Below are 21,337 nucleotides of genomic sequence, written 5' to 3' on the forward strand. Positions count from 1 at the left end.
CATGAATTATCTGTTCATCTTTCTGCTGCTACTGCCGGTGAAGCTGCTGCTAAAGCTGATTCAGCGGCCTACGGGCAAAAATCTGGTTATCCAGACGGCGAAAATCGGCGATTACGTCAACATTACCCCGCTGCTGCGCCATCTGAAGCGGTCGGACGCGCTGCTCAGCCGCACGGTCCAGCCGCTGGCGGAACATGACGACACGCTGGCGGAGTGCCTGTATATCGAAGACTACAAGCAGAATCTGTTCAGCAAGATACGCCTGGGCTTACGGCTAATAAACCGCTACAGCCACGTCTACCTGCTGCATCCCAACAACGGTAATTTGTTTTATGCCGCCCTGTGCAACGCGCCTGACAAACAGTTTCTCAGCACCTACACGCGGCGCTGGTACCATAGATTATTTTATCTCACCGCCAGCGGCGTGGTCGAGCATCGGCGCGATACGCTGACCCTGCAAAACTATCTGCGGCTGGCGGATCGTTCCCTTAGCTGGCGCAGCCAGCCTAAACACGCCACCTCGCCGCTGTGGAAACCCTCCACGCCACGCCCGGAGCTGGCCGTTCCCTCTGATACCCTTAACATCGGCATCAGCATCTCCGCCGGGAATAAAGCCAAGACGCTGCCGCCGTCGGTGTGGGGAGAAATTTTTACGCTGCTGGCCAGCCTGCCGTGCCGTTATTATGTCTTCGGTCCCGCCAATGAACAGGGCTATCTTGATGCGCTTATTCGCGACGCCGGCGCCGAGGCGGAAATCGTCAGCCTGATAGGTTTGCTGCCCCTGGAGGAGGTGCCGGATGCCATTCGCCGCATGGACTGCTATATCGCTACCGATTCCGGCAATATTTATATTGCCGATGCGTTACGGGTACCGGTAATCTGCTTTGCGGGTCCCTGCGAGGCTGAAGAACAACGGCCGCTAAACAATGCTCTGATAATTCGCCCCGACGCTATTGCGCCCTCATCTTTTGTCTTCGCCGCGCTGTATCATTTCGCTCACCCGGCGACGGAACTTTACGCGCTAACCGCGGAGGATCGGGTGAATATTGTCAATTTTGTGGGGAGTCTGCCCGCCAGACAGCGGCTGACCGCCAAGCGGTCGGATGCGCCTGCCTCTTGAATGGTCCCTTTGCTGTCTGCGCTAACCTGAACGCTATGGCGTAAGAATCGAGAAATGAGCACATTTTTTAAGCAGATATACCGCTATACCCGACCGCGCGCTTACCGGCACAACGAAAACCTCTGGCCCTTTTGCCGCATCACCCGCGCCTCGACAGGCGACATCACCCAACTGCGCTATAAGGGGCAACCGGTGCCGCTGGTGCCGCTGACCGACTGGCATCACCGTTTCAGCGGCGATGCGCTTATCACCGCCACCGGCCCCTCGATCAACGAGATGGATTTCGCCGGGCTGCCGCCGATGACCGTCGTGGGCGTAAACGGCGCTTACGCGCTCAAGGATCGGTTGGATTTTCAATTGTATATTATCGTCGATATGAGCTTTATCGATCGCCGCACCGACGTTGTGCGGGCCATCATCGCCGATCCGACGCTGACCTTATTCACGACCTTGCACGGTATCGCGCGGATTATCGATCGGTTCACGCTGGCGGCGGTGCGCTGCCGACTGGCGCTGATTGAAGACGCCTGTTATCGCATCTATCAACCCCGGGTACCCGGCGACGGTGTAGGCCGTCACTTCGGCCAGGAACCCCACATTCGGTTCAGTCCTGACCATCCTGATATCGCCTTTACCACCGATATTCGCAGCGGCATATTCGATGCGGGCACGGTGGTGTTTTGGGCGCTGCAAATCTTGCTTTATCTGGGGTTCACGCGTTTGTACATCGCCGGGCTGGACATGACCAACTTCCACCAGCCACGCTTTTATGAAACCGATCACGACAAGCTGCCGTCGTTCCTGGCGGAGAAATTTGCATCGATCATCGTACCCGCCTTTACCCTGGCCAGCGAGGTGCTGCACCACCACGGGGTAGAGGTGAAAAACTTATCATTGAACAGCGCGTTAAGCAGCGAGATTTTCGAGAAGGTCAGTTTTGATGATGCTTTTCAGGATTAGCGTTTATGCGGAGAAAGGCTTCGAGGTGTTGTTTCCGCTATTTCTTTTCTCCAGCGCTATTTTTTGCGGTTATACGCGAGTCAATAATCTCTTTCACCTGTCCGCGCTGTGCCTGATGGGGATGCTGGCGGGCAATCCCGTCCTGCGACGTCGACTCTTCAACGACCGGCGGTTCAATACCGGGCTGTCGCTGACCGCTTTGATGTTGGGCTACTTTTGCCTTACCACACTATGGTCCGCCCAGCCAAACGACCTGGTTTCCGACCTCACCCACGCTCTCTATCTGCTGCTGTTTATGATTATGTACCGATCCATGGTCCTTCAGGGCCATCGGTCGATCGCGCTATGGGCCGTAGCCGCCGGGATGATGGTGCTGGTAGCGCTGACGTTTTTGACCGTCAATACCCAGACTATCCTAAGCAATCGCCTGACGGACGGTTTTTTCGGCGCGCCGGCTAACGTTATCGATCTGGCGGGCTATTTCGCGTTGGGCATCTTTATGTGCCTTATCATTATGCGCGACACGGGCGCGCGCTGGCTCTATTTACCGGTCGCCGTGCTGTTGCTGGCCCTCTTGCTTACCCAAAGCCGCGGCCCTTTACTGTCGTTGCTCTGCGCGCTGGCCGTTTTGTTGACCTTACGATCGTCAGTGCGTCGGCGCCATCTCGTGGCGGTGGCGCTGATAGGGGTAGGGGTGGCAGCCCTGTTGTTGATGACCCGCTTTGGCGATATCTTTTTGCAGCGCATGGCGAACGGCTACCAGCAAAGTTTCATCCGTTTCGGCATTTGGCGCCACACGTTGGCGCTGGCGGCGCAGAAACCCTTTTTCGGCTGGGGACTGGATGAACAGCTGTCGTTTATCAACCTGCTGGGCGATAGCATCACCACTACCCATAGCCTGTATCTGGCCGCGCTGCTGAAAGGCGGCGCAGCCGGCGCATTGCTGCTGGCGCTGGTCATAAGCTACGGCTTCATCATGGCCAAGCGGCAGTGCGATGGTCATCAGGGGCTGGAGGGGGCGCTATTTCTGTTCGCCGTCGGGTTTTACCTTACCCAGGGCATGTTTATCATCGGCAATCCCAACGTCGCCTGGTACATGTTCTGGTTCCCGCTGGCGGTGGTGCTGACGCTGCCGTCGCCCGCCCCTCAGACCGAGGCTGCCGATTGCCCCAGGCGGTGCTGATAATACTGCGCCAGCGTCATACCGATTACCCGATTTTGCAACCCGTCGAACAGCATCTCCAAATCGTGATATAGCCGCTCTATGGCGGCCTCGTCCTTGAACGTCGGGCTACCGCCCGGCATAAACTCGGACGAATGCAGCATAAACTCCACATAATCACTTCCGGCGGCCAGGCTCTGCGCCGCCACCTGGCACATTTGCGCGGCGTTGCCGCCGGCGGGCCGTAACCATTGCACCGAAGGGCCACGCCGTTTACCGCGCAGACGATCGTAAACCTGACTGATTGCATTCACCCACGGGGCGTGCTTGTAGGCGGTGGTCACCGGCACTTCCAGCAGCCGTGAGGCGCCAGGACGTGAAATATCCTCGGGATCGATAAAATAGGCGCGATCGGGAAAATGACGGTAATTGCTGCCGCCCGCCCCTGACGGCGCGCCGGGGGAGCGACGCCAGTCCACCCGCGGAGTGACGGAGCAATCCACCTGATAGCCCAGCTCAAGCAGCATCGCGGCGTAGCGCTCGTCAAACGCCCAGCGGCCGGCGCGATGGCTTAACATCTTTGTCTGGAAAGTCTCTTCCAACAGCTGCGTCATAAACAGAATTTTCTCCCGCATCACCGCCTCGGGATATTCAATCAGGTAAGGCTTATGACGCCCGTCATTGCCGGTGAGATCGTGGGCAGGCGGGCTATTCCAGGCGTGCAGATGCATGCCGATTTCCGCGCTGCCGCGCGCTATGGCGTCGCGGGCGAAGTCCACAAAGGCGTCGTCCATCGCCATTTCATAATTGGTGAGATACACCGGCTTGAAGCGATACTTTTCGCATAATGTCTGGAAACGCGGCAGAAAACGGGCGTTCTCGGTAGTAATATGCCCATGGTTTTGCCAGAGATTGTCGCCTTCTGTGTCTATAGTAATAATAAAAGCAGGGGTAGCCATACCGAGTCCAGTCTGAAATCAGAGAAATCCATGTTACGCAGCCGCCGTTAACAGCGCAAACTGGATTGTTCGCGATAATCTACCCAACAGGTGCGCCAATGTGATGGATACCTTCATGGTCTCGATGAAACTTAAGGAGATTTTCATCTCGCCTTAGGGTAGGATCACCGAGAAAACAGACCGTGTACAGCGGCATACAGCGGAAATCAGCATGCGTATATTGATGATCATTGATGGTTTACCCGGCGGGGGCGCAGAGAAAGTGCTGCTAACGCTCGCGCAGGGGTTAGCGTCCCAGGGCCATCGGGTGTCGATATTTTCGCTGCGGGGAGTGTGCGACTACGCGCTACCGGACGGCATTGAGTATCAGATTATCGCTGACCACGCCAGCACCCCCTGGCGCAAACTGACGGAGCTATCGCGCCGGGCGCGGGCGCTGGATAAGGCGGTGCTGGCATCGCAACAGCGCAACGGCGAGTTCGATCTGGTGGTCTCCCATCTGCACAAAACCGACCGCATCGTGGCGCTCAGCCGCGTGTTACCGCGGGATCGCATCTGGTTTTGTCTGCATACCATGTTTTCGTTGGGCTATTTGGGCCATCGCACGGGCTTCTCCCGCTGGCTGAAACGCCAGAAAATTCATGCGCTCTACCAAAACCGCAATATTATCGCCGTCTCGCGCGGCGTCCTGGATGATATGCGCCAAGCCTTCAACGTGATGCCGCGCCATGCCGAGGTGATTTACAACCCCTTCGATTTCAGCGCTATCCGTCGGCTGGCCGAGGCGCCTTGTGAACTGGCCGGTCAGGATTACCTCATTCACGTTGGCCGTTTGCATGAAAATAAACGTCAGGATCGGTTGCTGAAAGCCTACGCCGAAAGCGGTATTCAGGCGCCGCTGGTCATTCTGGGCAAAGGCAGCGACGCTATGCTGCGGCGGCTTAAGTCCTTGGCGCAAGATCTGCAAATTACCGATCGGGTGTTGTTCAAAGCGTTCAATACCAATCCTTATCCCTATATCCGCCACGCCCGTATGCTGATCTTAAGCTCCGATAGCGAAGGGTTTGGTAATGTGCTGGTGGAAGCGCTTATCTGTGACACGCCGGTGGTCAGCACCCGTTGTCCCGGCGGTCCGGAGGAGATTCTGGACGGCGAACTTTCCGCGGGGCTGGCGGAGTTGAGCAGCGTTTCGCTGGCGAAAACCATGCGCGCGGTTTATGACCGGCCGCCGGCGATTTCCTCTTCCCGTCTGCAAGCCTACGAGATAACGACGATTTGCCGGCAATATATCGCCTTGGCGCAAGGTGCGTCCTGACGCCGGCGGCAGCGCCAGGCGCTTTTCATCCGATAAAAGACCCATGACGACAATGACACAACCGGAATCCGCAACGATTAAGCTAAGCGTTATCGTTCCTCTGTATAACGCCGGCGCCATGTTTCACACATTTATGTCTTCCCTGTTGGCGCAAACGCTTACTGACCTGGAAATCATCTTGGTCAACGACGGTTCGACGGATGGTTCGGAAGTGCTGGCGCATGAATACGCCGAGCGCTATGCCCATGTCCGGGTAATTGACCAGCCCAACGGTGGGGTATCGCGCGCGCGCAACGCCGGCCTGGCGACGGCGCGCGGCGTCTATGTCACCTTTCCCGACGCCGACGATATGCTCTATCCCACCCTATATCAGCGGCTGTTGACGATGGCGGAGCAGGATGACCTGGATGTGGCGCAATGCAACGGCGAGCGTTTTTTCGCCGGCTCGCAGCGGATTAAGACGCTTATTCCCCTTGATCGCCTGAGCTCGACCGGCGTACTGAGCGGTAGCCAATGGCTGCGCCGAGCGCTGGCCACCCGGCGTTACCTGCATGTGGTCTGGCTCGGCATCTATCGCCTGTCGTTGATAAAGCAGTTGGATTTGCGCTTTGAGCCGGGGCTGCATCATCAGGATATACCCTGGACCACCGAGCTGATGTTCAACGCCCGCCGCGTGCGCTATACCCAGGACGTGCTGTATCGCTATTACATCCACGAGAGGTCCATCAGCAATCGAAAACGAACCGGCGTGAAAAACGTCGAATATCAGCGGCATTATTTGCGCATCGCCGAGCTACTCGAAGGCATCAACCGGCGCTATCGCGGCAAAATCCCTCTTTACCCTGAGTTTGCGCGGCAGGTGACCCATGAAGCGCTGTCCGTTTGCCATGCGGCACGGCGCGAACCGGATCCGGCGGCGCGGCGGATGATCATTAGCGATATTTTCAGCAGCGGCACCCATAAACGCATGATCCGCAATGCGCGCGGCATCCGCCAGTGGTACCAGCTGCTGCTGTGGCTGTGCCGTCTCTACGCCTGGCGCCGGCGATAACCCGAGCGCCATTAACGCTCTCCGGCGGTATAGCGATAGCTGAATGCCCGGCGCACTGCGCCGCCGGTTTTTTTTGTTCCTCCGTTAGCGCGACGCCTCACCTCTTACGGCTGGGGCCTGTCTTCATCATCTGCCCCAGGATCCCTATCCTACGGCGGTGAAAGCTTAGCCTTTGCCATTTGACCCCACCACATCCGGCGACTGCCCTGCTGGCACCCTTTGGCTGCCGTTCAACCACGCTGGCGCTTCGCCCCTCATACCACAACCTGTCGATACCGCTCGCGATGATTAATGAGATATTGCGAAGCGCGACCCCGCCGCGTAATCCCCGCTCTGAGCGCGGACTGGGGCGCCCATCGCCCAGTTTGCCGCGTTTACCCCGCTTCTCTGACTAACGTTTGCTTGATGAATAGAGGTTGTCGACACCATTTTCGATACTTATAATTATCTAATAATGGTATTCCTTACCGGAATTTACCGGATAAAGCAGGTGTTCACCCTTGGCGATTCTCATTTCCTGGCCGGTCCTGCTCAGTAATCCACTGTTTGATACAGGTCCGCGCCACCATGCCCACGCGTCACGACGATACGCCCTTCCTGCCCCGCAAGATTTTACTGATTAAATTACGCCACCATGGCGATATGATTTTGACCACGCCGGTGATTAATAATCTGCGTCAGCATTATCCGGCGGCGGAAATTGACGTGCTCTTGTATAAAGAAACGGCGCCGATCCTGGCGCATCATCCGGCGATAGGCCAGATCCACGTCATCGATCGTCAGTGGAAAAAACAGGGCCCGCTGCGTCAGTTGGAACAGGAATTCGCGTTAGCGCAAACCCTACGCGCGCGCCATTATGATCTTGTCATCAATCTTGCCGATCAATGGCGCAGCGCGATTATCACGCTGCTCAGCGGCGCGAGGTTGCGCATCGGTTTTAATTTCACCAAGCGGCGTTCTTTTCTCTGGCGCCTGGCGCACAACCGTCTAGTGGCTACCAGCAACCACGCGCAACTGCACACCGTGGAACAAAATCTCAGTATTCTGGAACCGCTTAACCTTGCCATTACCGACCGCAGTTGCAGCATGTACTTTACGGCGGCGGATAAAGTCCGGGGCGAAACGTTATTGCGCGAACAAGGGGTGTCGGGCGACTATATCGTTATCCAGCCGACCTCGCGCTGGTTGTATAAATGCTGGGACGACGCCAAAATGGCGCAGCTGATTGAAGGATTGGCAACCAGCAGGTTGCCGGTGGTGCTGACCGCTGCGCCTGACAAAAAAGAATTGGAGATGGTTGATCATATCATTTCGCTTTGCCGCGCAGTGAAACCCGTCTCCCTGGCCGGGCAGCTCTCGCTGCCTCAGCTGGCGGCGGTCATAGAGGGTGCACGCCTGTTTATCGGCGTCGATTCTGCGCCTATGCATATGGCGGCGGCGCTGGACACCCCCTGCGTGGCGCTGTTCGGCCCGACTAAACTGCAGCGCTGGCGTCCCTGGAGCGAAAAGAGTACCGTGCTGTGGGCCGGCGATTACGCCGAACTGCCGGATCCGGATACGATTGATACTCAAACCCGGCAGCGCTACCTCAGCGCGATACCGCTTGAGCCGGTGCTGACGGCAGCGAGAGGCTATTTATCAGCACCCGACCCGCTGACGGTAAGGGATCTTGCGCCGTAAACGCGCGACGCCGGCGGAAACGCGCCATCGGCCTACCGCGCGGTGCCGGCAAGGGCATTTGCGCCATCGCAAACGGCCGCCCGTGGATCGCGGCGGCAAGGGAAACTCCGACATGACAACTATCCGCCTGGCGATAGTACGGCAAAAATACCGTCCCGACGGCGGCGCGGAACGCTTTATCTCCCGCGCCTTGGAAGCGCTTGATAACAGCGGACTGGAACTGAACATCATTACGCGCCAGTGGTCAGGCGAACCGCAGCCCGACTGGCAGGTGCATATCTGTAACCCGCGCGGTGGTGGCCGCATCGCACGCGAGCGCGGTTTCGCCGATGCCGCCCGGCGGTACTGGCAACAGCACCATTTCGATCTGGTGCAAAGCCATGAGCGCATCGCCGGCTGTGATGTGTTCCGCGCCGGCGATGGCGTCCACCGGGCGTGGCTGGCGCAGCGCGCGCGCATCATTCCCGCCCATCAGCGCTGGCTGACGCATATCAGCCGTTATCACCGCTATGTGCTGTCGGCGGAACGCGACATGTTTCAATCCCCGCAGCTAAAGAAAATCATCTGCAATTCGGCGATGGTGCGGAACGATATCATGCACTATTACGGCGTAGCGGAAGATAAGTTCGCTCTGATTTACAACGCCATCGATCCAAATCGATTCGCCCCCGCCGACGGCGCGCAACGCCGGGCGGCACGGGAAGCGCTATCGATTCCGGAACAGGCCTGCGCGCTGATTTTCGTCGGCTCCGGTTTTGCGCGCAAAGGGCTACGACAGGCCCTTAGCGCGGTAGCCGACACCGATCGCTACCTGATTGTCGTTGGACAAGACAAACACCAGCGGCGCTATCAGGCCCTGGCGCAAAGCCTGGGCTGCCTGTCGCGCGTGCGTTTCACCGGGGTCCGCCAAGATGTGCTGCCCTGTTACCACGCCGCGGACGCGCTCATCCTGCCGACGCTGTACGACCCGTTCCCCAACGTGATCCTTGAGGCCATGTCCTGCGGCCTGCCGGTCATCACCAGCCAGCGCTGCGGGGGCGCGGAATTTATTGAGCAGGGCCGCGAGGGCTTTGTCTGCGATGCGCTGGATATCGCCAGCCTGAAGACGTTCGCCGCCGAGATGCCGTCCCGGGAGCGAGATCCCGCCATGGGCGCCGCCGCGCGCCAGCGGGTAAGCACTTGCACGCCGGCAAATCTTTCACGTCAGCTTATGGGTCTTTATCGGCAACTGTTATCATAGCCGTGGCGTCGGTCTAGGATGGCTCGCGCGCCGCGGCCGGCAATCAGCACTAATCAGATAAATGCCTGCCCGCTAATGAGGGATAATGACTTATCTGCTAGCATGTTCCCGATTTTGGGGAAATTCACATTATCTGGTTAAAAACTCACTCAGCACATGGGTCGCTGTGCCTTACAATAGTTAATTATAATGATCTACAACATAATCATATATTTAATCCAGCCGCTGGTGTGGATACGGTTATTATGGCGCAGTAGAAAAGCGCCCGCCTACCGCCGCCGCTGGCCCGAACGTTACGGCTTTTGCCAGGGCAAGGTGAAACCCGGCGGTATCATGCTGCATTCCGTGTCGGTAGGCGAGACGCTGGCGGCCATACCGCTGGTGCGCGCCCTGCGCCACCGCTACCCGTTGCTGCCTATTACCGTCACCACGATGACGCCCACCGGCTCCGAACGGGTACAGTCGGCGTTCGGCAATGATGTCCATCATGTCTACCTGCCCTATGATCTGCCCGGGTCGATGAACCGTTTCCTCGATCGGGTCAATCCCAAGCTGGTTATCATTATGGAAACCGAGCTGTGGCCAAACCTTATCAAGGCGCTGCACCGCCGCAGTATCCCGCTGGTGGTCGCCAACGCGCGCCTCTCGGCCCGCTCCGCCGCCGGTTATAAAAGGTTTAGCGGCTTTGTCGCCGACATCATGCGCCGCATTACCCTCATCGCGGCGCAAAACGAAGAGGATGGCGCACGCTTCCTCGAGCTTGGCCTGAAAAAGAACCAGCTGGCGGTCACCGGCAGCCTGAAATTCGATATTTCCGTGACCCCCGAGCTGGCGGCGCGGGCGCTTACTCTGCGCCGCCAGTGGGCGTCGCGGCGCCCGGTATGGATAGCCACCAGCACCCATGATGGTGAAGAAACGCTATTATTGCAGGCGCATCGCCAACTGCTGGCCAACTTTCCCGATCTGTTGCTTATCTTGGTCCCGCGCCACCCGGAGCGTTTTCCGGCGGCGCGGGAGATGACCATGAAGGCCGGCTTCAGTTACATCATGCGCAGCAGCAGTGAAATTCCGTCCGCCAGCACGCAGGTGGTGGTGGGCGATTCCATGGGCGAGCTGATGCTGCTGTACGGCATCGCCGACCTGGCGTTCGTCGGCGGCAGCCTGGTGGCGCGCGGCGGCCATAATCCCCTCGAAGCGGCGGCGCACGCCATTCCTGTGCTGATGGGGCCGCATACTTTGAATTTCCGCGATATTTGCAGCAAACTGGATGAAGCCGGCGGGTTGATTACCGTCACCGACGTGCCGTCGCTGGTCAACGCGGTGTCCACGTTGTTGACCGATGAGGACTATCGCCTGTATTACGGCCGTCACGCCGTCGAGGTTCTGCATCAGAACCAGGGCGCGCTGCAGCGCCTGCTGAATCTGCTTGAGCCTTATCTGCCGCAACGGAGCCAGTGAATGTCGCAAAGAAAGCGTCTGTCGGTGGTGCTCATTACCCGCAACGAGGCTGAGCTCCTGCCGGATTGCCTGGCGTCGGTAAGCTGGGCCGATGAAATCGTGGTGCTGGATGCCGGCAGCAGTGACCAAACGCGCCATATCGCCGCGCAGGCGGGCGCACGCGTTTTCCAGTCCACAGACTGGCCGGGCTTCGGTGTACAGCGCCAGCGGGCACAGGCCTATGCTAGCGGCGATTATATTCTGATGCTTGACGCCGACGAGCGCGTCACGCCGCCGCTGCGCCGGGCGATTCAGGAGGTGCTGCGACAGCCCGACCCGGAGTTGGTCTACAGCTGCGCGCGGCGCAATCTGTTTCTTGGCCGCTTTATGCGCCACAGCGGCTGGTACCCTGACCGGGTGGTGCGGCTGTATGCGCGCGAGCGCTATCGCTACAACGCGCTACCGGTACATGAATCCCTTGAGACCAGCGGCGCCGGCATCGTTGCCCTGGCGGGTGATTTACAGCATCTGACGTGCCGCGATTTGCCGGCTTTTCAGCGTAAACAGCTGCAGTACGCCGAAGCCTGGGCGCGGGAACGCCATCGCCAGGGGCGGCGATGCGGCATGTTGGCCATTATTAGCCATACCTATGGTGCTTTCCTTAAAACCTGGCTGCTGCGCGCCGGTTTTCTGGACGGCAGACAGGGCTGGTTGCTTGCGGTGGTGAACGCACAATATACTTTCAATAAATACGCCACGCTGTGGGCCTTAAACCACGCCGAGAGGGAAAATGACCTATGACCACCAAAGCCATCTATCCCGGCACCTTCGATCCGCTGACCAATGGCCATCTGGATTTAGTGACCCGCGCCGCGCAGATGTTTGATGGCGTCGTGCTGGCGATCGCCGCCAGCCCCAGTAAACGGCCGCTGTTTGATTTGCATGAACGGGTGGCGCTGGCAACCCAGGTGACGGCCCACCTGCCCAATGTGACGGTCACCGGCTTTAGCGATTTGATGGCCGATTTTGCTCGCCAGCAGCAGGCAAATATCCTCATCCGCGGCGTACGTGCGATGACGGATGTCGAATATGAGATGCAACTGGCAAAAATGAATCGTCATTTGATGCCGACGCTCGAGACCGTGTTTATGATCCCCGCCGAAGCCTGGTCTTATATCTCCTCCACGCTGGTGAAAGAGGTGGCGCTGCACGGCGGCGATGTAGATCACTTTTTGCCCGCGCCTATCGCCAAAGAGGTCCGGGCACGGCTGCACCCCTAACGGGCGGCACGCAACGCCGCGCCACAGGGAGGCGCGGTATCGCACCGTTCAGTGCTGACATTGGGGGCAGAAAAACGTGCTTCGCTGGCCGTGCTTGGCGGCCTGTATCGGCGTTCCGCACGCTCGGCAGGGTTCGCCCGCCCGGCCGTAAACCTGCAGCTCTTGCACAAAATAGCCCGGCTTGCCGTCTGACTGCAGGAAATCTCGCAGCGTGGTGCCACCCTGCTCAATCGAGCGCAGCAATACCGCCTTGATGCTCTGCGCCAGCAGCGCAGCGTCATCTTCGCTTAAGGAATTGGCGGCGCGGCCGGGCAAAATGCCGGCGACGAACAGCGATTCGCTGGCGTAAATATTGCCGACGCCAACCACCAGCTTATTATCCATCAGCCACGGCTTGATCGGCGTGCGTTTATTGCGCGACTTCTCGTACAGCCAGCGGCCGTCAAACTCGTCGCTGAGCGGTTCAGGCCCCAGGTGAGCCAGCACGCGGCTGGTGAGCAGATTATCGCTCCATAGCCAGGCGCCAAAACGCCGCGGATCGGTATAGCGGATGACACAGCCGTTGCTAATGACCAGATCGACATGATCGTGCTTTTCAGGCGGCTGCGGCTGCGGCAGCACCCGCAAACGTCCCGACATACCGAGATGGATAATGATCCAGCCCTGATCCAGCTCCAACAGCAGATATTTCGCCCGGCGCTGTACGCTCAGTACCCGCCTGTCCCGCAGCGCGATAATCTCTTCGTCCACCGGCCAGCGCAGCCGCGCATTACGCACCTCCGCCCGCAGAATCGTCTGCCCCGCGACCCAAGGTTCAATCCCTCGGCGGCTGGTTTCCACTTCCGGTAATTCCGGCATCTGATGCTCCCTGTCAGCGGGATGTCCGCCGGTCGAGAATAGCACGTCCGACGGCCCATAAAAAAACCCGGCCGGAGCCGGGTTTTTAGCCAGTCGCCAAAATTATTTGATTTTGGCTTCTTTGTAAATCACATGCTGGCGTACAACCGGATCGAATTTTTTCAATTCCATCTTTTCAGGTTTGGTACGCTTGTTCTTCGTGGTGGTATAGAAGTGACCAGTACCAGCAGAAGAAACCAGCTTGATCTTCTCGCGAACACCCTTAGCCATGATTTAGTTCCTTACCTTAATACTTCTCACCGCGGACACGGAGATCGGCCAAAACCGTTTCGATGCCCTTCTTATCGATTACACGCATACCTTTAGCAGATACGCGCAGCGTGACAAAGCGTTTTTCGCTCTCAACCCAAAAACGGTGAGAGTGCAGGTTAGGCAGAAAACGGCGTTTGGTCGCATTCATTGCGTGGGAGCGGTTGTTGCCGCTCACCGGGCGCTTGCCAGTAACTTGGCAGACTCGGGACATGTCTATTCTCCAAAAATCAAATCAGCTCGAGCTCTAAGAAAGGTGGTAGCCGCCTCGTCAGGCTTTAGAGCCCATCTCAGCATATTCACTGAGGAGAGACTTCCAACAGAGAGACTCTGCTGAGATAGGCTCTCAACGCTACACCCAAGATTCTCAAAGGTGGCGTAGTATACGCTTTGACGCGCGACTGCTCAAGTCCCGCACGGCTAAAGATCCCGCAGGATCGCCGGAAAAAGGCTTACAGCCAACCTTTTTCGGCAAAAGAAACCATTTCCCCCGCGCCGATAACCAGATGGTCCAGCACCCTGATATCGAGAAACAGGCAGGCTTTAACCACCCGTGCCGTTACTTCGCGGTCGGCTCGGCTCGGTTCAGCGTTACCAGAGGGATGATTGTGCGCCAAAATAATCGCCGCCGCATTGATCTTGAGCGCCGCGCGGACAATTTCCCGCGGATGGACCTCTACGCTGTTCACCGTACCTTGAAACAACTCCTGGTGATTGATAAGGCGATTGCGGTTGTCGAGAAACATGACTACAAACACCTCTCTTTCCCGGCACACCAGAATTTGCTGCAGGTAACGCCGGGCCATATCCGGGCTGGTCATTGCATCCTCGCGCATCAGATGCGAACGAAAAATGCGCTGCGCCATTTCGCCAATCGCCCGCAGCTGCGTACATTTTGAGACCCCCAGACCGTACGTGGCGCTCAGGGTTTGGTGGTCGGCAGTCATCAATTTATCGAACGAACCGAACTGCGCCAGCAGTTCTTCCGCGAACTGCAGCACATGTTTTCCCCGAGTGCCGGTGCGCAAAAACAGCGCCAGTAATTCAATGTCCGTCAGCGCGTCGGGACCGTGGGCAATCAACTTCTCACGCGGTGCCAGCGTTGATGGCCAGCTTTTGTTACTCACCTTTTCCATTGTACGGACCTCCCCGGGCACCGTTCCCCCCCTAGCTTTATAATGCCAGCAGCAACACCGTTGTTCGACATGGCACGGTGAAAAGCCGAATGACGATTCCAAAACAGCCGTAAACAGACAAATGACCGTGGCGCTGAGGGTTATGATAAAATGCCTATAACCATATTTTCACCTGGACATGCGAGATGACGGGACTGGCCGGTAAACATATTGTTCTGGGCGTAAGCGGCGGCATCGCCGCCTACAAGGCCCCCGAACTGGTGCGCCGTTTGCGCGAGCGGGGTGCCGAGGTGCGCGTGGTGATGACGGCGGCAGCAAAGGCGTTTATTACCCCCTTGAGCCTGCAGGCGGTATCGGGCTATCCGGTGGCGGACGACCTGCTGGATCCCGCCGCAGAGGCGGCGATGGGCCATATTGAACTGGCAAAATGGGCCGATCTGGTGCTGCTGGCGCCCGCGACCGCCGATCTGCTGGCGCGCCTGGCGGCGGGAATGGCCAACGATCTGCTCACCACGCTCTGCCTGGCGACGGCGGCCCCCGTCGCGGCGGCGCCGGCCATGAACCAACAAATGTACCGGGCGGCGGCCACGCAGGCGAACCTGACCACGTTGAGCGGCCGCGGCGTGCTGCTGTGGGGACCCGACAGCGGCAGCCAGGCCTGCGGCGATATCGGCCCGGGGCGGATGCCCGATCCGCTGGTGCTGGTGGACCACGTGGCGCAGCATTTCACCCCCGATCGCTCGCTAAGTCACCTCAATATCATGATAACCGCCGGGCCGACCCGAGAAGCGCTGGATCCGGTACGTTTTCTCAGTAATCACAGCTCGGGCAAGATGGGCTTCGCCATCGCCCGCGCCGCCGCGGCCAAAGGCGCGCGGGTCACGCTGATAGCGGGCCCGGTCTCCCTGCCAACGCCTGCGGATGTGGAGCGTATCGACGTGACCAGCGCGCTGGAGATGCAGGATGCGGTCATGCGCACCATCCACCAACAACACATTTTTATCGGCTGCGCGGCGGTGGCGGACTACCGCGCCAGCCGTTTTTCACCGGAAAAAATCAAAAAACAGGGCGATGACCTGATGATCACCCTGATTAAAAATCCTGATATTGTGGCGGCCGTGGGCGCACTAACCAAACAACGTCCCTACGTCGTCGGATTTGCCGCCGAAACCCACAATATGGAAGAATACGCCCGGCAAAAGCGTATCAATAAGCAAATGGATTTGATTTGCGCCAATGACGTTTCCCAAACCGGCCAAGGGTTTAACAGTGATAACAATGCGTTGCATCTGTTCTGGCAGGATGGGGAAACCCTGTTACCTCTGAGCGATAAATCACTGCTCGCTCAACAACTAATTGACGAGATTGTCAGCCGTTATGATGAAAAAAATCGACGTTAAGATCCTGGACCGCCGCATTGGCGATCGTTTCCCGCTGCCGGCTTACGCCACCACGGGGTCCGCCGGTCTGGATTTACGCGCTTGTATCGATGAGCCGGTGGTGCTGGCGCCGGGTGAAACCACCTTGATCCCGACCGGGCTGGCGATTCACATTGCCGATACCCATCTGGCGGCGGTTATCCTGCCGCGATCCGGTCTGGGTCATAAGCACGGTATTGTGTTGGGCAATCTGGTGGGGCTTATCGATTCGGACTACCAAGGGCCGCTGATGGTCTCGGTCTGGAACCGCGGCCAGGACATTTTCACCGTTGAACCGGGGGAGCGCATGGCGCAAATGGTCTTTGTGCCGGTCGTGCAGGCGGAGTTTAACCTGGTGGAATCCTTCGATACCAGCGAACGCGGCGAGGGGGGCTTCGGCCACTCCGGGCGACAATAGCCCCTGACGATTCGGCCCATTACCCGGCATCGAATACAAATCCATTAACGCCATAGCGCCACGGGCGCTACGGCCGATGCCTGGTGTTTAACCATTATTGACAGTGATTACTCAGGGACCTATTCAGCATGGCAGAAAAAGAGAATACGAAACGCAACCGCCGCGAGGAGATTCTGCAGGCATTGGCACAGATGCTTGAATCCAGCGACGGCAGCCAACGTATTACCACCGCAAAACTGGCAGCCAATGTTGGCGTTTCGGAAGCCGCGCTTTACCGCCACTTTCCCAGCAAAACCCGGATGTTTGACAGCCTTATCGAATTTATCGAGGACAGTCTGATTAGCCGGATTAATTTGATCCTACAAGATGAGAAAGAGACTCTGAATCGGCTTCGTCTGATATTGTTGTTGATTTTAGGCTTTGCCGAACGAAATCCGGGTCTTACGCGCATTATGAGCGGCCACGCGCTAATGTTTGAACAAGACCGACTTCAAGGGCGCATCAATCAGTTGTATGAGCGTATCGAAGTGCAGCTGCGCCAGGTATTGCGCGAGCGCAAACTGCGCGAAGGGGAAGCGTTTGAGCTGGATGAGTCGCTGCTCGCCAGCCAGCTGCTGGCTTTTTGCGAAGGCATGCTGTCGCGCTTTGTGCGTACTGAATTCAAATACCGGCCCACGCAGGAGTTCGAGCTGCGTTGGCCGCTTTTGGTGGCGCAGCTCCACTGAGCGGCGCGGCGCGGTGGATAGCGGCGCTCCACCGCCCGTCAACGTGAGCGCTTCACTACCGGCATGAAAGCGGAACGTCCGTCACACTCGGTCGACTCAGATGCCGTACTGCTGCTGATAGGCGCGAACCGCGGCGAGATGGTCGGCCATTTCGCCTTTTTCTTCCAGATAGGCGATCAGATCCGCCAATGTGATAATAGCTAAAACCTTGCAGTGATAATCCCGCTCCACTTCTTGAATGGCAGAAATCTCGCCGCGGCCCTTTTCTTGCCGATCCAACGAAATCATCACCCCGGCAAGCGTTGCCTGATGGGCGGCAATAATGGCCATCGACTCGCGGATAGCGGTGCCCGCGGTAATAACGTCGTCAACCAGCATCACTTTACCCTGGAGCGGACTACCGACCAGCGTCCCGCCTTCACCGTGATCCTTGGCTTCCTTACGATTAAAACAATAGGGAACGTCCCGTTGATGCTGCTCCGCCAGCGCCACCGCGGTGGTGGTCGCAATCGGAATGCCTTTGTAAGCAGGCCCGAACAACAGATCGAATGGCACGCCTGAATCCACTAACGCCGCGGCATAAACCCGCCCCAAAAATGCCAGATCGCGCCCGGTATTGAACAAACCGGCATTAAAGAAATAGGGGCTGATGCGGCCCGATTTGAGCGTAAATTCGCCGAATTTTAATACCTGTTTGTTTAACGCATACTCGATAAATTTACGCTGGTACTCTTTCACGGACTGTTACTCCTCACCGGTGGGTTGGACAAGCTGCGGCGTACGGTACCGAAAAGGTATCGGCGCCGGGACGATGATAAAGTGGCCGTTACCAAGATGCCAGCCATAAATCGGCTGGCGGCATGCTTCGGTATAAACGCCGGCGAGTGGGTACCGGTTGGCGGTATCGATCAGACGTACTCAACGCAATGGCGTTTGCCCCAATTGCGCGGCAAACGCCAAGTCGTTTCAATGCTTACTGGTTAAGATTCTATTCGTTAGAAAAAAACTTGCGTAATTCTGCTACCGACAACCTTCCCGAATCTTGTTGCCGAATTGCCCGCTCTGATTTAACCGGTGTCATCTGTTTTCCAGCGGCACTTATCGGATGGCTTGGGCCCGGCAAGGGGATGCTGCTTGATGAGGAAGGCACGCCTGTAACACTGGTGGTTGTTACGGGCCAATTCGCGAATATCTCTCTGAACAGGTCGGGCATGTCTTGCTTGAATTCATTGGGCGACTGCGGCGTAGTTTTTGCAAACAAACTAGACGATATAATCAACGCTAAGGCCTGCTTATTGAATTTCGCATTAATATCCTCTACGGCATGGTTATAGCAAAAGTTCACTGTTGAGAGCAATTGCCGGATGTGAGCCTGCTCAACAAGCTTGGAACGATAGTGGTAAGCAATGTCAGCATTCAGCATATGACCGGATTGGCTTTTATGATCCTTCATCTTAAGATAAAGATCTTGATGTATTGGTGTTAGTTCTCGTAATAGTGATTTAAATATGCGTGAAAGTTCATTATTGTTAAGATCATCTACAGCCAGCGCCTGTTTGTCGAAATTAGCTAAGGCCTGGTCGGCTTTGAGTTGTTTGCTCACTTCGCGAAATAACCCCATATTTTCTTCGGGATTTTCAGCGATACTCTCTATCTTTTGACAAAGTGTTCTCAAATTGGTCGTTTTTATCGAATTGTCTTCTCCTTTAGACAGAGTGCCCGGTGTAACAGATGTATCAGCACCGCGCACATTACGCCAATTTGAGAGTACAGCCTTACAGATTGTGGAAAAATTATACGTTGTTATCTTGTTCAAATCTATTTGTACTTTGCTGAACAGCCTAGGGGCTATTGTGTTAAGGTCATTTTTTCTATCAATGACCTCGCCTCCGCTCTTTCCATCTAAATTGAAATATTCACACAGTGCTTCAAGCATTACCCGAAAATTATTTTCTTTTTCCGGTTGCAAGGAGTAATGATAAGCTATGGTGTCATTGAGACTGTGACACGCTCCTTGCGGATCTGTCGCCATATGCGCAAAATCGTCCTGCGTAACCGGTGATAAAGTAGCCAAAGTTCTTTTAAAGATGCCTGCGATATCATAAGGTTGCAATTCATCTTCTTTCAGAAGCGTTTGGTCGATTTTTTCGCAAGCCTGGTTAATTACTCTAACATTACCCGACTTGCAAAGGAGGTCCTTATCATTAATCTCTTTGCTGTCCGCCACAAGACGCTGACAAAGTATCTTGATATTTTCCCTAAATATCATCTCTTTCTTCATAATATCGTTCAGAGTACGGGCGACTTCATAAATATTTACACCCTGCTTTTCCTGACCCTGTTGAAGTTTTGCTTGGATACTTTCGTCATCAGGTACAAATTTAATCTGGCCATCGACCTCTTTCAAGATAAAGGGAACATCGCCGATAACGACTCCCCTTAGGGTATTGAGATTGAGATGTTCTTTATGTTGTTCAACTTCTTCCAGTGAGGAAAACGTCCGTACGTTTTGCCCTACTTGTTGGACGCTCAATCCTTTCCCTGAAGAGGCCGCTTTTTTTTCTTCACCGAGCCCTGTGATCTGACGATATGCTTGACCCACCTGGCTGGTTTGAGAATCACGAGATTGACTTATCGGGTACATGGCTAACTCCTTGAATTATTTTTGTTGCAAGGAAAATATAGCCCCGACTAATTCAGATGCACTATAAAAAAACGCTTACCAAAAAGATATATAATTAAAATTAATCTTTTGTGATAATATTAACTAAGGTTACCTTAAGCTTCAACGATAATAGATGCAGTAAATTATTGCCTACCTTCAATTATTCACGCGATGGTACGAGTTAGCAGCAAATTGTCGCTGTGGCAGAGATAACGCAAATTGCGTGCCTAAACGGATAGGATTAGTGTGCCATCGGACCACCAGTCGCAAATAGCGGCGACTAGGCTGGTTAGGCTGACTTAAGCCGACTGGGTTTTAATTTGCTTATTGATAATCTCCCCTACAGGCGCCCCATCCCTAATACTGCGATTACACGAGGCAGCAGAGATAGCGTTAAACGTTAAGCTACGGCAGGTTAATGACCTTGTATTTGTCCCTTATGGTGATAAAAGGTGCGGATATACCCTTAAAGATGGTCTACACCTTCTGACGGGTTAAACAGCGCCACGGCGGCAATCGCGAGAAAGACTGAAGGATTAAGGGCACCCAAGGAGGGGCCGGCGGGTATCGTGAGACCGCTGAAAAAGCGGCGGATTATCATCTATCCGCCGGCGATAGGCGCTGACGGCTTAAGACCATTGGCCTTAACAGTAGCGGAAATGTAAAGTGTGAAGGGCGGCCGGCTCATGATATTGCAGGTGCCCGCCCAAACGGCTGCTTACTCATCAATCGAGCGTAGCGGGCGCCAGTCGGTGAACAACATCACGAAACAGGCGCGAAATGCCCGCGATCGCGGCAGACTATGCTTCCGCCAGCGCGGCTTTTTGCGCCTGGATCAAGCTGTCAATACCGCCGCGCGCCAATTCGAGCAGCGTAATTAGCTCCTGCTGACTGAAAGGCTCACCTTCGGCGGTTCCCTGCACCTCAATCATGCGACCGTCTTCCATCATCACCACGTTCATATCGGTTTCGGCGGCCGAATCTTCCACATATTCCAAATCGCACACCGCCTCACCGGCCACAATGCCGACGGAGATCGCCGCGACGAATCCTTTCATCGGGTTGGTCTTCAGTTGGCCCTTTTTCTGCATGCTGGCCAGGGCGTCAGCCAGCGCCACGCACGCGCCGGTAATGGACGCGGTGCGGGTGCCGCCGTCAGCCTGTAGCACATCGCAATCCAGGGTAATGGTGTATTCGCCCAATTTGCTCAAATCCACCGCCGCGCGCAGCGAGCGGGCGATAAGACGCTGAATTTCCAGGGTGCGGCCGCCCTGCTTGCCTTTCGCCGCCTCGCGGGGATTGCGGGTATGGGTCGCGCGCGGCAGCATACCGTATTCGGCGGTAATCCAGCCCTGGCCCTGCCCCTTGAGAAAACGCGGCACACCCTCTTCCACCGACGCGGTACACAGCACGCGGGTGTCGCCGAAGGCTATCAGCACCGAGCCTTCTGCGTGTTGGGTAAAATGGCGGGTAATGGTTACTGGGCGTACTTGCTGTACGCTTCTGCCTGCTGGGCGCATAGGGGTATCTCCGGCTCGCAAATCATGGGTTGGCTGCGCATTATACGGACTTCCCCGCCTAATGCCTATCTTGCCTGCCGCTGC

The 21,337-nt window shown here is 56.5% G+C and carries 21 protein-coding genes; 13 read left to right on the forward strand and 8 right to left on the reverse strand.

Translation table 11 applies throughout. The features are described 5' to 3' along the window. The first annotated feature begins 1 nt into the window (after position 1). The 3 genes from SANT_RS20465 to SANT_RS20475 are packed head-to-tail and all read left to right on the forward strand — an operon-like array spanning position 2 to position 3,263. On the forward strand, positions 2-1,120 hold the full coding sequence (locus SANT_RS20465; protein ID WP_025424084.1) for a glycosyltransferase family 9 protein: 1,119 nt from the start codon (positions 2-4) through the stop codon (positions 1,118-1,120). 54 nt (positions 1,121-1,174) lie between these two features. Beyond that, positions 1,175-2,080 (forward strand): sugar glycosyltransferase, encoded by a 906-nt coding sequence (locus tag SANT_RS20470; protein WP_025424085.1) that lies wholly within the window; start codon positions 1,175-1,177, stop codon positions 2,078-2,080. Further along, on the forward strand, positions 2,061-3,263 hold the full coding sequence (locus tag SANT_RS20475) for an O-antigen ligase family protein (protein ID WP_025424086.1): 1,203 nt from the start codon (positions 2,061-2,063) through the stop codon (positions 3,261-3,263). The genes SANT_RS20470 and SANT_RS20475 overlap by 20 nt, the downstream gene beginning before the upstream one ends. Here SANT_RS20475 and SANT_RS20480 read toward each other — a convergent pair. After that, a complete protein-coding gene (locus SANT_RS20480; RefSeq protein WP_025424087.1) occupies positions 3,227-4,201 on the reverse strand; it encodes a deacetylase in 975 nt (324 codons plus the stop codon). The two genes, SANT_RS20475 and SANT_RS20480, sit on opposite strands and share 37 nt — an antisense overlap. 211 nt (positions 4,202-4,412) lie before the next feature. On the opposite strand from SANT_RS20480, the gene SANT_RS20485 reads away from it, so the two are divergent. The 7 genes from SANT_RS20485 to coaD all read left to right on the forward strand — a co-directional run bounded on the left by SANT_RS20485 (position 4,413) and on the right by coaD (position 12,204). Then, positions 4,413-5,516 carry a glycosyltransferase gene (locus tag SANT_RS20485; protein ID WP_025424088.1) on the forward strand — a complete coding sequence of 368 codons (1,104 nt, stop codon included), beginning with the start codon at positions 4,413-4,415 and terminating at the stop codon, positions 5,514-5,516. A gap of 52 nt (positions 5,517-5,568) precedes the next feature. Further along, positions 5,569-6,567 (forward strand): glycosyltransferase, encoded by a 999-nt coding sequence (locus tag SANT_RS20490; protein WP_038668853.1) that lies wholly within the window; start codon positions 5,569-5,571, stop codon positions 6,565-6,567. 567 nt (positions 6,568-7,134) lie between these two features. Then, positions 7,135-8,247 (forward strand): putative lipopolysaccharide heptosyltransferase III, encoded by a 1,113-nt coding sequence (gene rfaQ, locus SANT_RS20495; RefSeq protein WP_025424090.1) that lies wholly within the window; start codon positions 7,135-7,137, stop codon positions 8,245-8,247. Positions 8,248-8,359: 112 nt separating this feature from the next. After that, positions 8,360-9,487, forward strand: coding sequence for a glycosyltransferase family 4 protein (locus SANT_RS20500; RefSeq protein ID WP_025424091.1), 1,128 nt, complete (start codon positions 8,360-8,362; stop codon positions 9,485-9,487). A 189-nt stretch (positions 9,488-9,676) separates the two neighbouring features. Further along, entirely contained in the window at positions 9,677-10,945 is a 1,269-nt protein-coding gene (gene waaA / locus SANT_RS20505; RefSeq protein ID WP_038668856.1) for a lipid IV(A) 3-deoxy-D-manno-octulosonic acid transferase, read from the forward strand. Further along, a complete protein-coding gene (locus SANT_RS20510; RefSeq protein WP_025424093.1) occupies positions 10,946-11,725 on the forward strand; it encodes a glycosyltransferase family 2 protein in 780 nt (259 codons plus the stop codon). Continuing rightward, complete coding sequence (gene coaD / locus SANT_RS20515) at positions 11,722-12,204, forward strand: pantetheine-phosphate adenylyltransferase (RefSeq protein WP_025424094.1); 483 nt, start codon at positions 11,722-11,724, stop codon at positions 12,202-12,204. Before SANT_RS20510 ends, coaD begins: the two co-directional genes overlap by 4 nt. A 48-nt stretch (positions 12,205-12,252) precedes the next feature. Here the strand turns inward: coaD and mutM are convergent, their stop codons facing one another. The 4 genes from mutM to radC all read right to left on the reverse strand — a co-directional run bounded on the left by mutM (position 12,253) and on the right by radC (position 14,507). Beyond that, positions 12,253-13,062, reverse strand: a complete 810-nt coding sequence (mutM, locus tag SANT_RS20520) for a bifunctional DNA-formamidopyrimidine glycosylase/DNA-(apurinic or apyrimidinic site) lyase (RefSeq protein WP_025424095.1) — start codon at positions 13,060-13,062, stop codon at positions 12,253-12,255. Between the two features lie 102 nt (positions 13,063-13,164). Then, positions 13,165-13,332: a 50S ribosomal protein L33 gene (rpmG, locus tag SANT_RS20525; RefSeq protein ID WP_011412018.1), complete on the reverse strand. Its 168-nt coding sequence runs from the start codon at positions 13,330-13,332 to the stop codon at positions 13,165-13,167. Between the two features lie 16 nt (positions 13,333-13,348). Beyond that, positions 13,349-13,585 carry a 50S ribosomal protein L28 gene (gene rpmB / locus SANT_RS20530; protein ID WP_025424096.1) on the reverse strand — a complete coding sequence of 79 codons (237 nt, stop codon included), beginning with the start codon at positions 13,583-13,585 and terminating at the stop codon, positions 13,349-13,351. Between the two features lie 238 nt (positions 13,586-13,823). Then, positions 13,824-14,507, reverse strand: coding sequence for a RadC family protein (gene radC, locus SANT_RS20535; protein ID WP_025424097.1), 684 nt, complete (start codon positions 14,505-14,507; stop codon positions 13,824-13,826). Between the two features lie 185 nt (positions 14,508-14,692). Here radC and coaBC point away from each other — a divergent pair, with 185 nt between their 5' ends. From coaBC to slmA, 3 genes are all read left to right on the forward strand, one after another. Next, entirely contained in the window at positions 14,693-15,907 is a 1,215-nt protein-coding gene (gene coaBC, locus SANT_RS20540; protein WP_025424098.1) for a bifunctional phosphopantothenoylcysteine decarboxylase/phosphopantothenate--cysteine ligase CoaBC, read from the forward strand. Beyond that, positions 15,885-16,343 (forward strand): dUTP diphosphatase, encoded by a 459-nt coding sequence (dut, locus tag SANT_RS20545; protein WP_025424099.1) that lies wholly within the window; start codon positions 15,885-15,887, stop codon positions 16,341-16,343. Before coaBC ends, dut begins: the two co-directional genes overlap by 23 nt. A gap of 128 nt (positions 16,344-16,471) precedes the next feature. Continuing rightward, entirely contained in the window at positions 16,472-17,068 is a 597-nt protein-coding gene (gene slmA, locus SANT_RS20550; RefSeq protein WP_025244465.1) for a nucleoid occlusion factor SlmA, read from the forward strand. 96 nt (positions 17,069-17,164) lie between these two features. Here the strand turns inward: slmA and pyrE are convergent, their stop codons facing one another. From pyrE to rph, 3 genes are all read right to left on the reverse strand, one after another. Beyond that, positions 17,165-17,806, reverse strand: a complete 642-nt coding sequence (pyrE, locus tag SANT_RS20555) for an orotate phosphoribosyltransferase (RefSeq protein ID WP_025424100.1) — start codon at positions 17,804-17,806, stop codon at positions 17,165-17,167. Between the two features lie 250 nt (positions 17,807-18,056). Continuing rightward, the gene (locus SANT_RS20560) at positions 18,057-19,712 is read right to left on the reverse strand and encodes a hypothetical protein (protein ID WP_025424101.1); all 1,656 of its coding nucleotides are present in this window, start codon (positions 19,710-19,712) and stop codon (positions 18,057-18,059) included. Between the two features lie 821 nt (positions 19,713-20,533). Next, complete coding sequence (gene rph, locus SANT_RS20565) at positions 20,534-21,253, reverse strand: ribonuclease PH (RefSeq protein ID WP_025424102.1); 720 nt, start codon at positions 21,251-21,253, stop codon at positions 20,534-20,536. Positions 21,254-21,337: the final 84 nt, after the last annotated feature.

It is taken from the genome of Sodalis praecaptivus, assembly GCF_000517425.1.
Classification (GTDB): domain Bacteria; phylum Pseudomonadota; class Gammaproteobacteria; order Enterobacterales; family Enterobacteriaceae; genus Sodalis_A; species Sodalis_A praecaptivus.

Bases quoted from the DNA above. Each gene is read 5' to 3' on its own strand.
- mutM (WP_025424095.1), bottom strand. From the start codon at position 13,062: ATGCCGGAATTACCGGAAGTGGAAACCAGCCGCCGAGGGATTGAACCT.
- coaBC (WP_025424098.1), top strand. From the start codon at position 14,693: ATGACGGGACTGGCCGGTAAACATATTGTTCTGGGCGTAAGCGGCGGC.
- rph (WP_025424102.1), bottom strand. From the start codon at position 21,253: ATGCGCCCAGCAGGCAGAAGCGTACAGCAAGTACGCCCAGTAACCATT.
- SANT_RS20490 (WP_038668853.1), top strand. From the start codon at position 5,569: ATGACACAACCGGAATCCGCAACGATTAAGCTAAGCGTTATCGTTCCT.
- SANT_RS20560 (WP_025424101.1), bottom strand. From the start codon at position 19,712: ATGTACCCGATAAGTCAATCTCGTGATTCTCAAACCAGCCAGGTGGGT.
- SANT_RS20465 (WP_025424084.1), top strand. From the start codon at position 2: ATGAATTATCTGTTCATCTTTCTGCTGCTACTGCCGGTGAAGCTGCTG.
- SANT_RS20480 (WP_025424087.1), bottom strand. From the start codon at position 4,201: ATGGCTACCCCTGCTTTTATTATTACTATAGACACAGAAGGCGACAAT.
- coaD (WP_025424094.1), top strand. From the start codon at position 11,722: ATGACCACCAAAGCCATCTATCCCGGCACCTTCGATCCGCTGACCAAT.
- SANT_RS20485 (WP_025424088.1), top strand. From the start codon at position 4,413: ATGCGTATATTGATGATCATTGATGGTTTACCCGGCGGGGGCGCAGAG.
- rpmG (WP_011412018.1), bottom strand. From the start codon at position 13,332: ATGGCTAAGGGTGTTCGCGAGAAGATCAAGCTGGTTTCTTCTGCTGGT.
- slmA (WP_025244465.1), top strand. From the start codon at position 16,472: ATGGCAGAAAAAGAGAATACGAAACGCAACCGCCGCGAGGAGATTCTG.
- SANT_RS20500 (WP_025424091.1), top strand. From the start codon at position 8,360: ATGACAACTATCCGCCTGGCGATAGTACGGCAAAAATACCGTCCCGAC.
- dut (WP_025424099.1), top strand. From the start codon at position 15,885: ATGATGAAAAAAATCGACGTTAAGATCCTGGACCGCCGCATTGGCGAT.
- SANT_RS20470 (WP_025424085.1), top strand. From the start codon at position 1,175: ATGAGCACATTTTTTAAGCAGATATACCGCTATACCCGACCGCGCGCT.
- radC (WP_025424097.1), bottom strand. From the start codon at position 14,507: ATGGAAAAGGTGAGTAACAAAAGCTGGCCATCAACGCTGGCACCGCGT.
- SANT_RS20510 (WP_025424093.1), top strand. From the start codon at position 10,946: ATGTCGCAAAGAAAGCGTCTGTCGGTGGTGCTCATTACCCGCAACGAG.
- SANT_RS20475 (WP_025424086.1), top strand. From the start codon at position 2,061: ATGATGCTTTTCAGGATTAGCGTTTATGCGGAGAAAGGCTTCGAGGTG.
- rpmB (WP_025424096.1), bottom strand. From the start codon at position 13,585: ATGTCCCGAGTCTGCCAAGTTACTGGCAAGCGCCCGGTGAGCGGCAAC.
- rfaQ (WP_025424090.1), top strand. From the start codon at position 7,135: ATGCCCACGCGTCACGACGATACGCCCTTCCTGCCCCGCAAGATTTTA.
- waaA (WP_038668856.1), top strand. From the start codon at position 9,677: ATGATCTACAACATAATCATATATTTAATCCAGCCGCTGGTGTGGATA.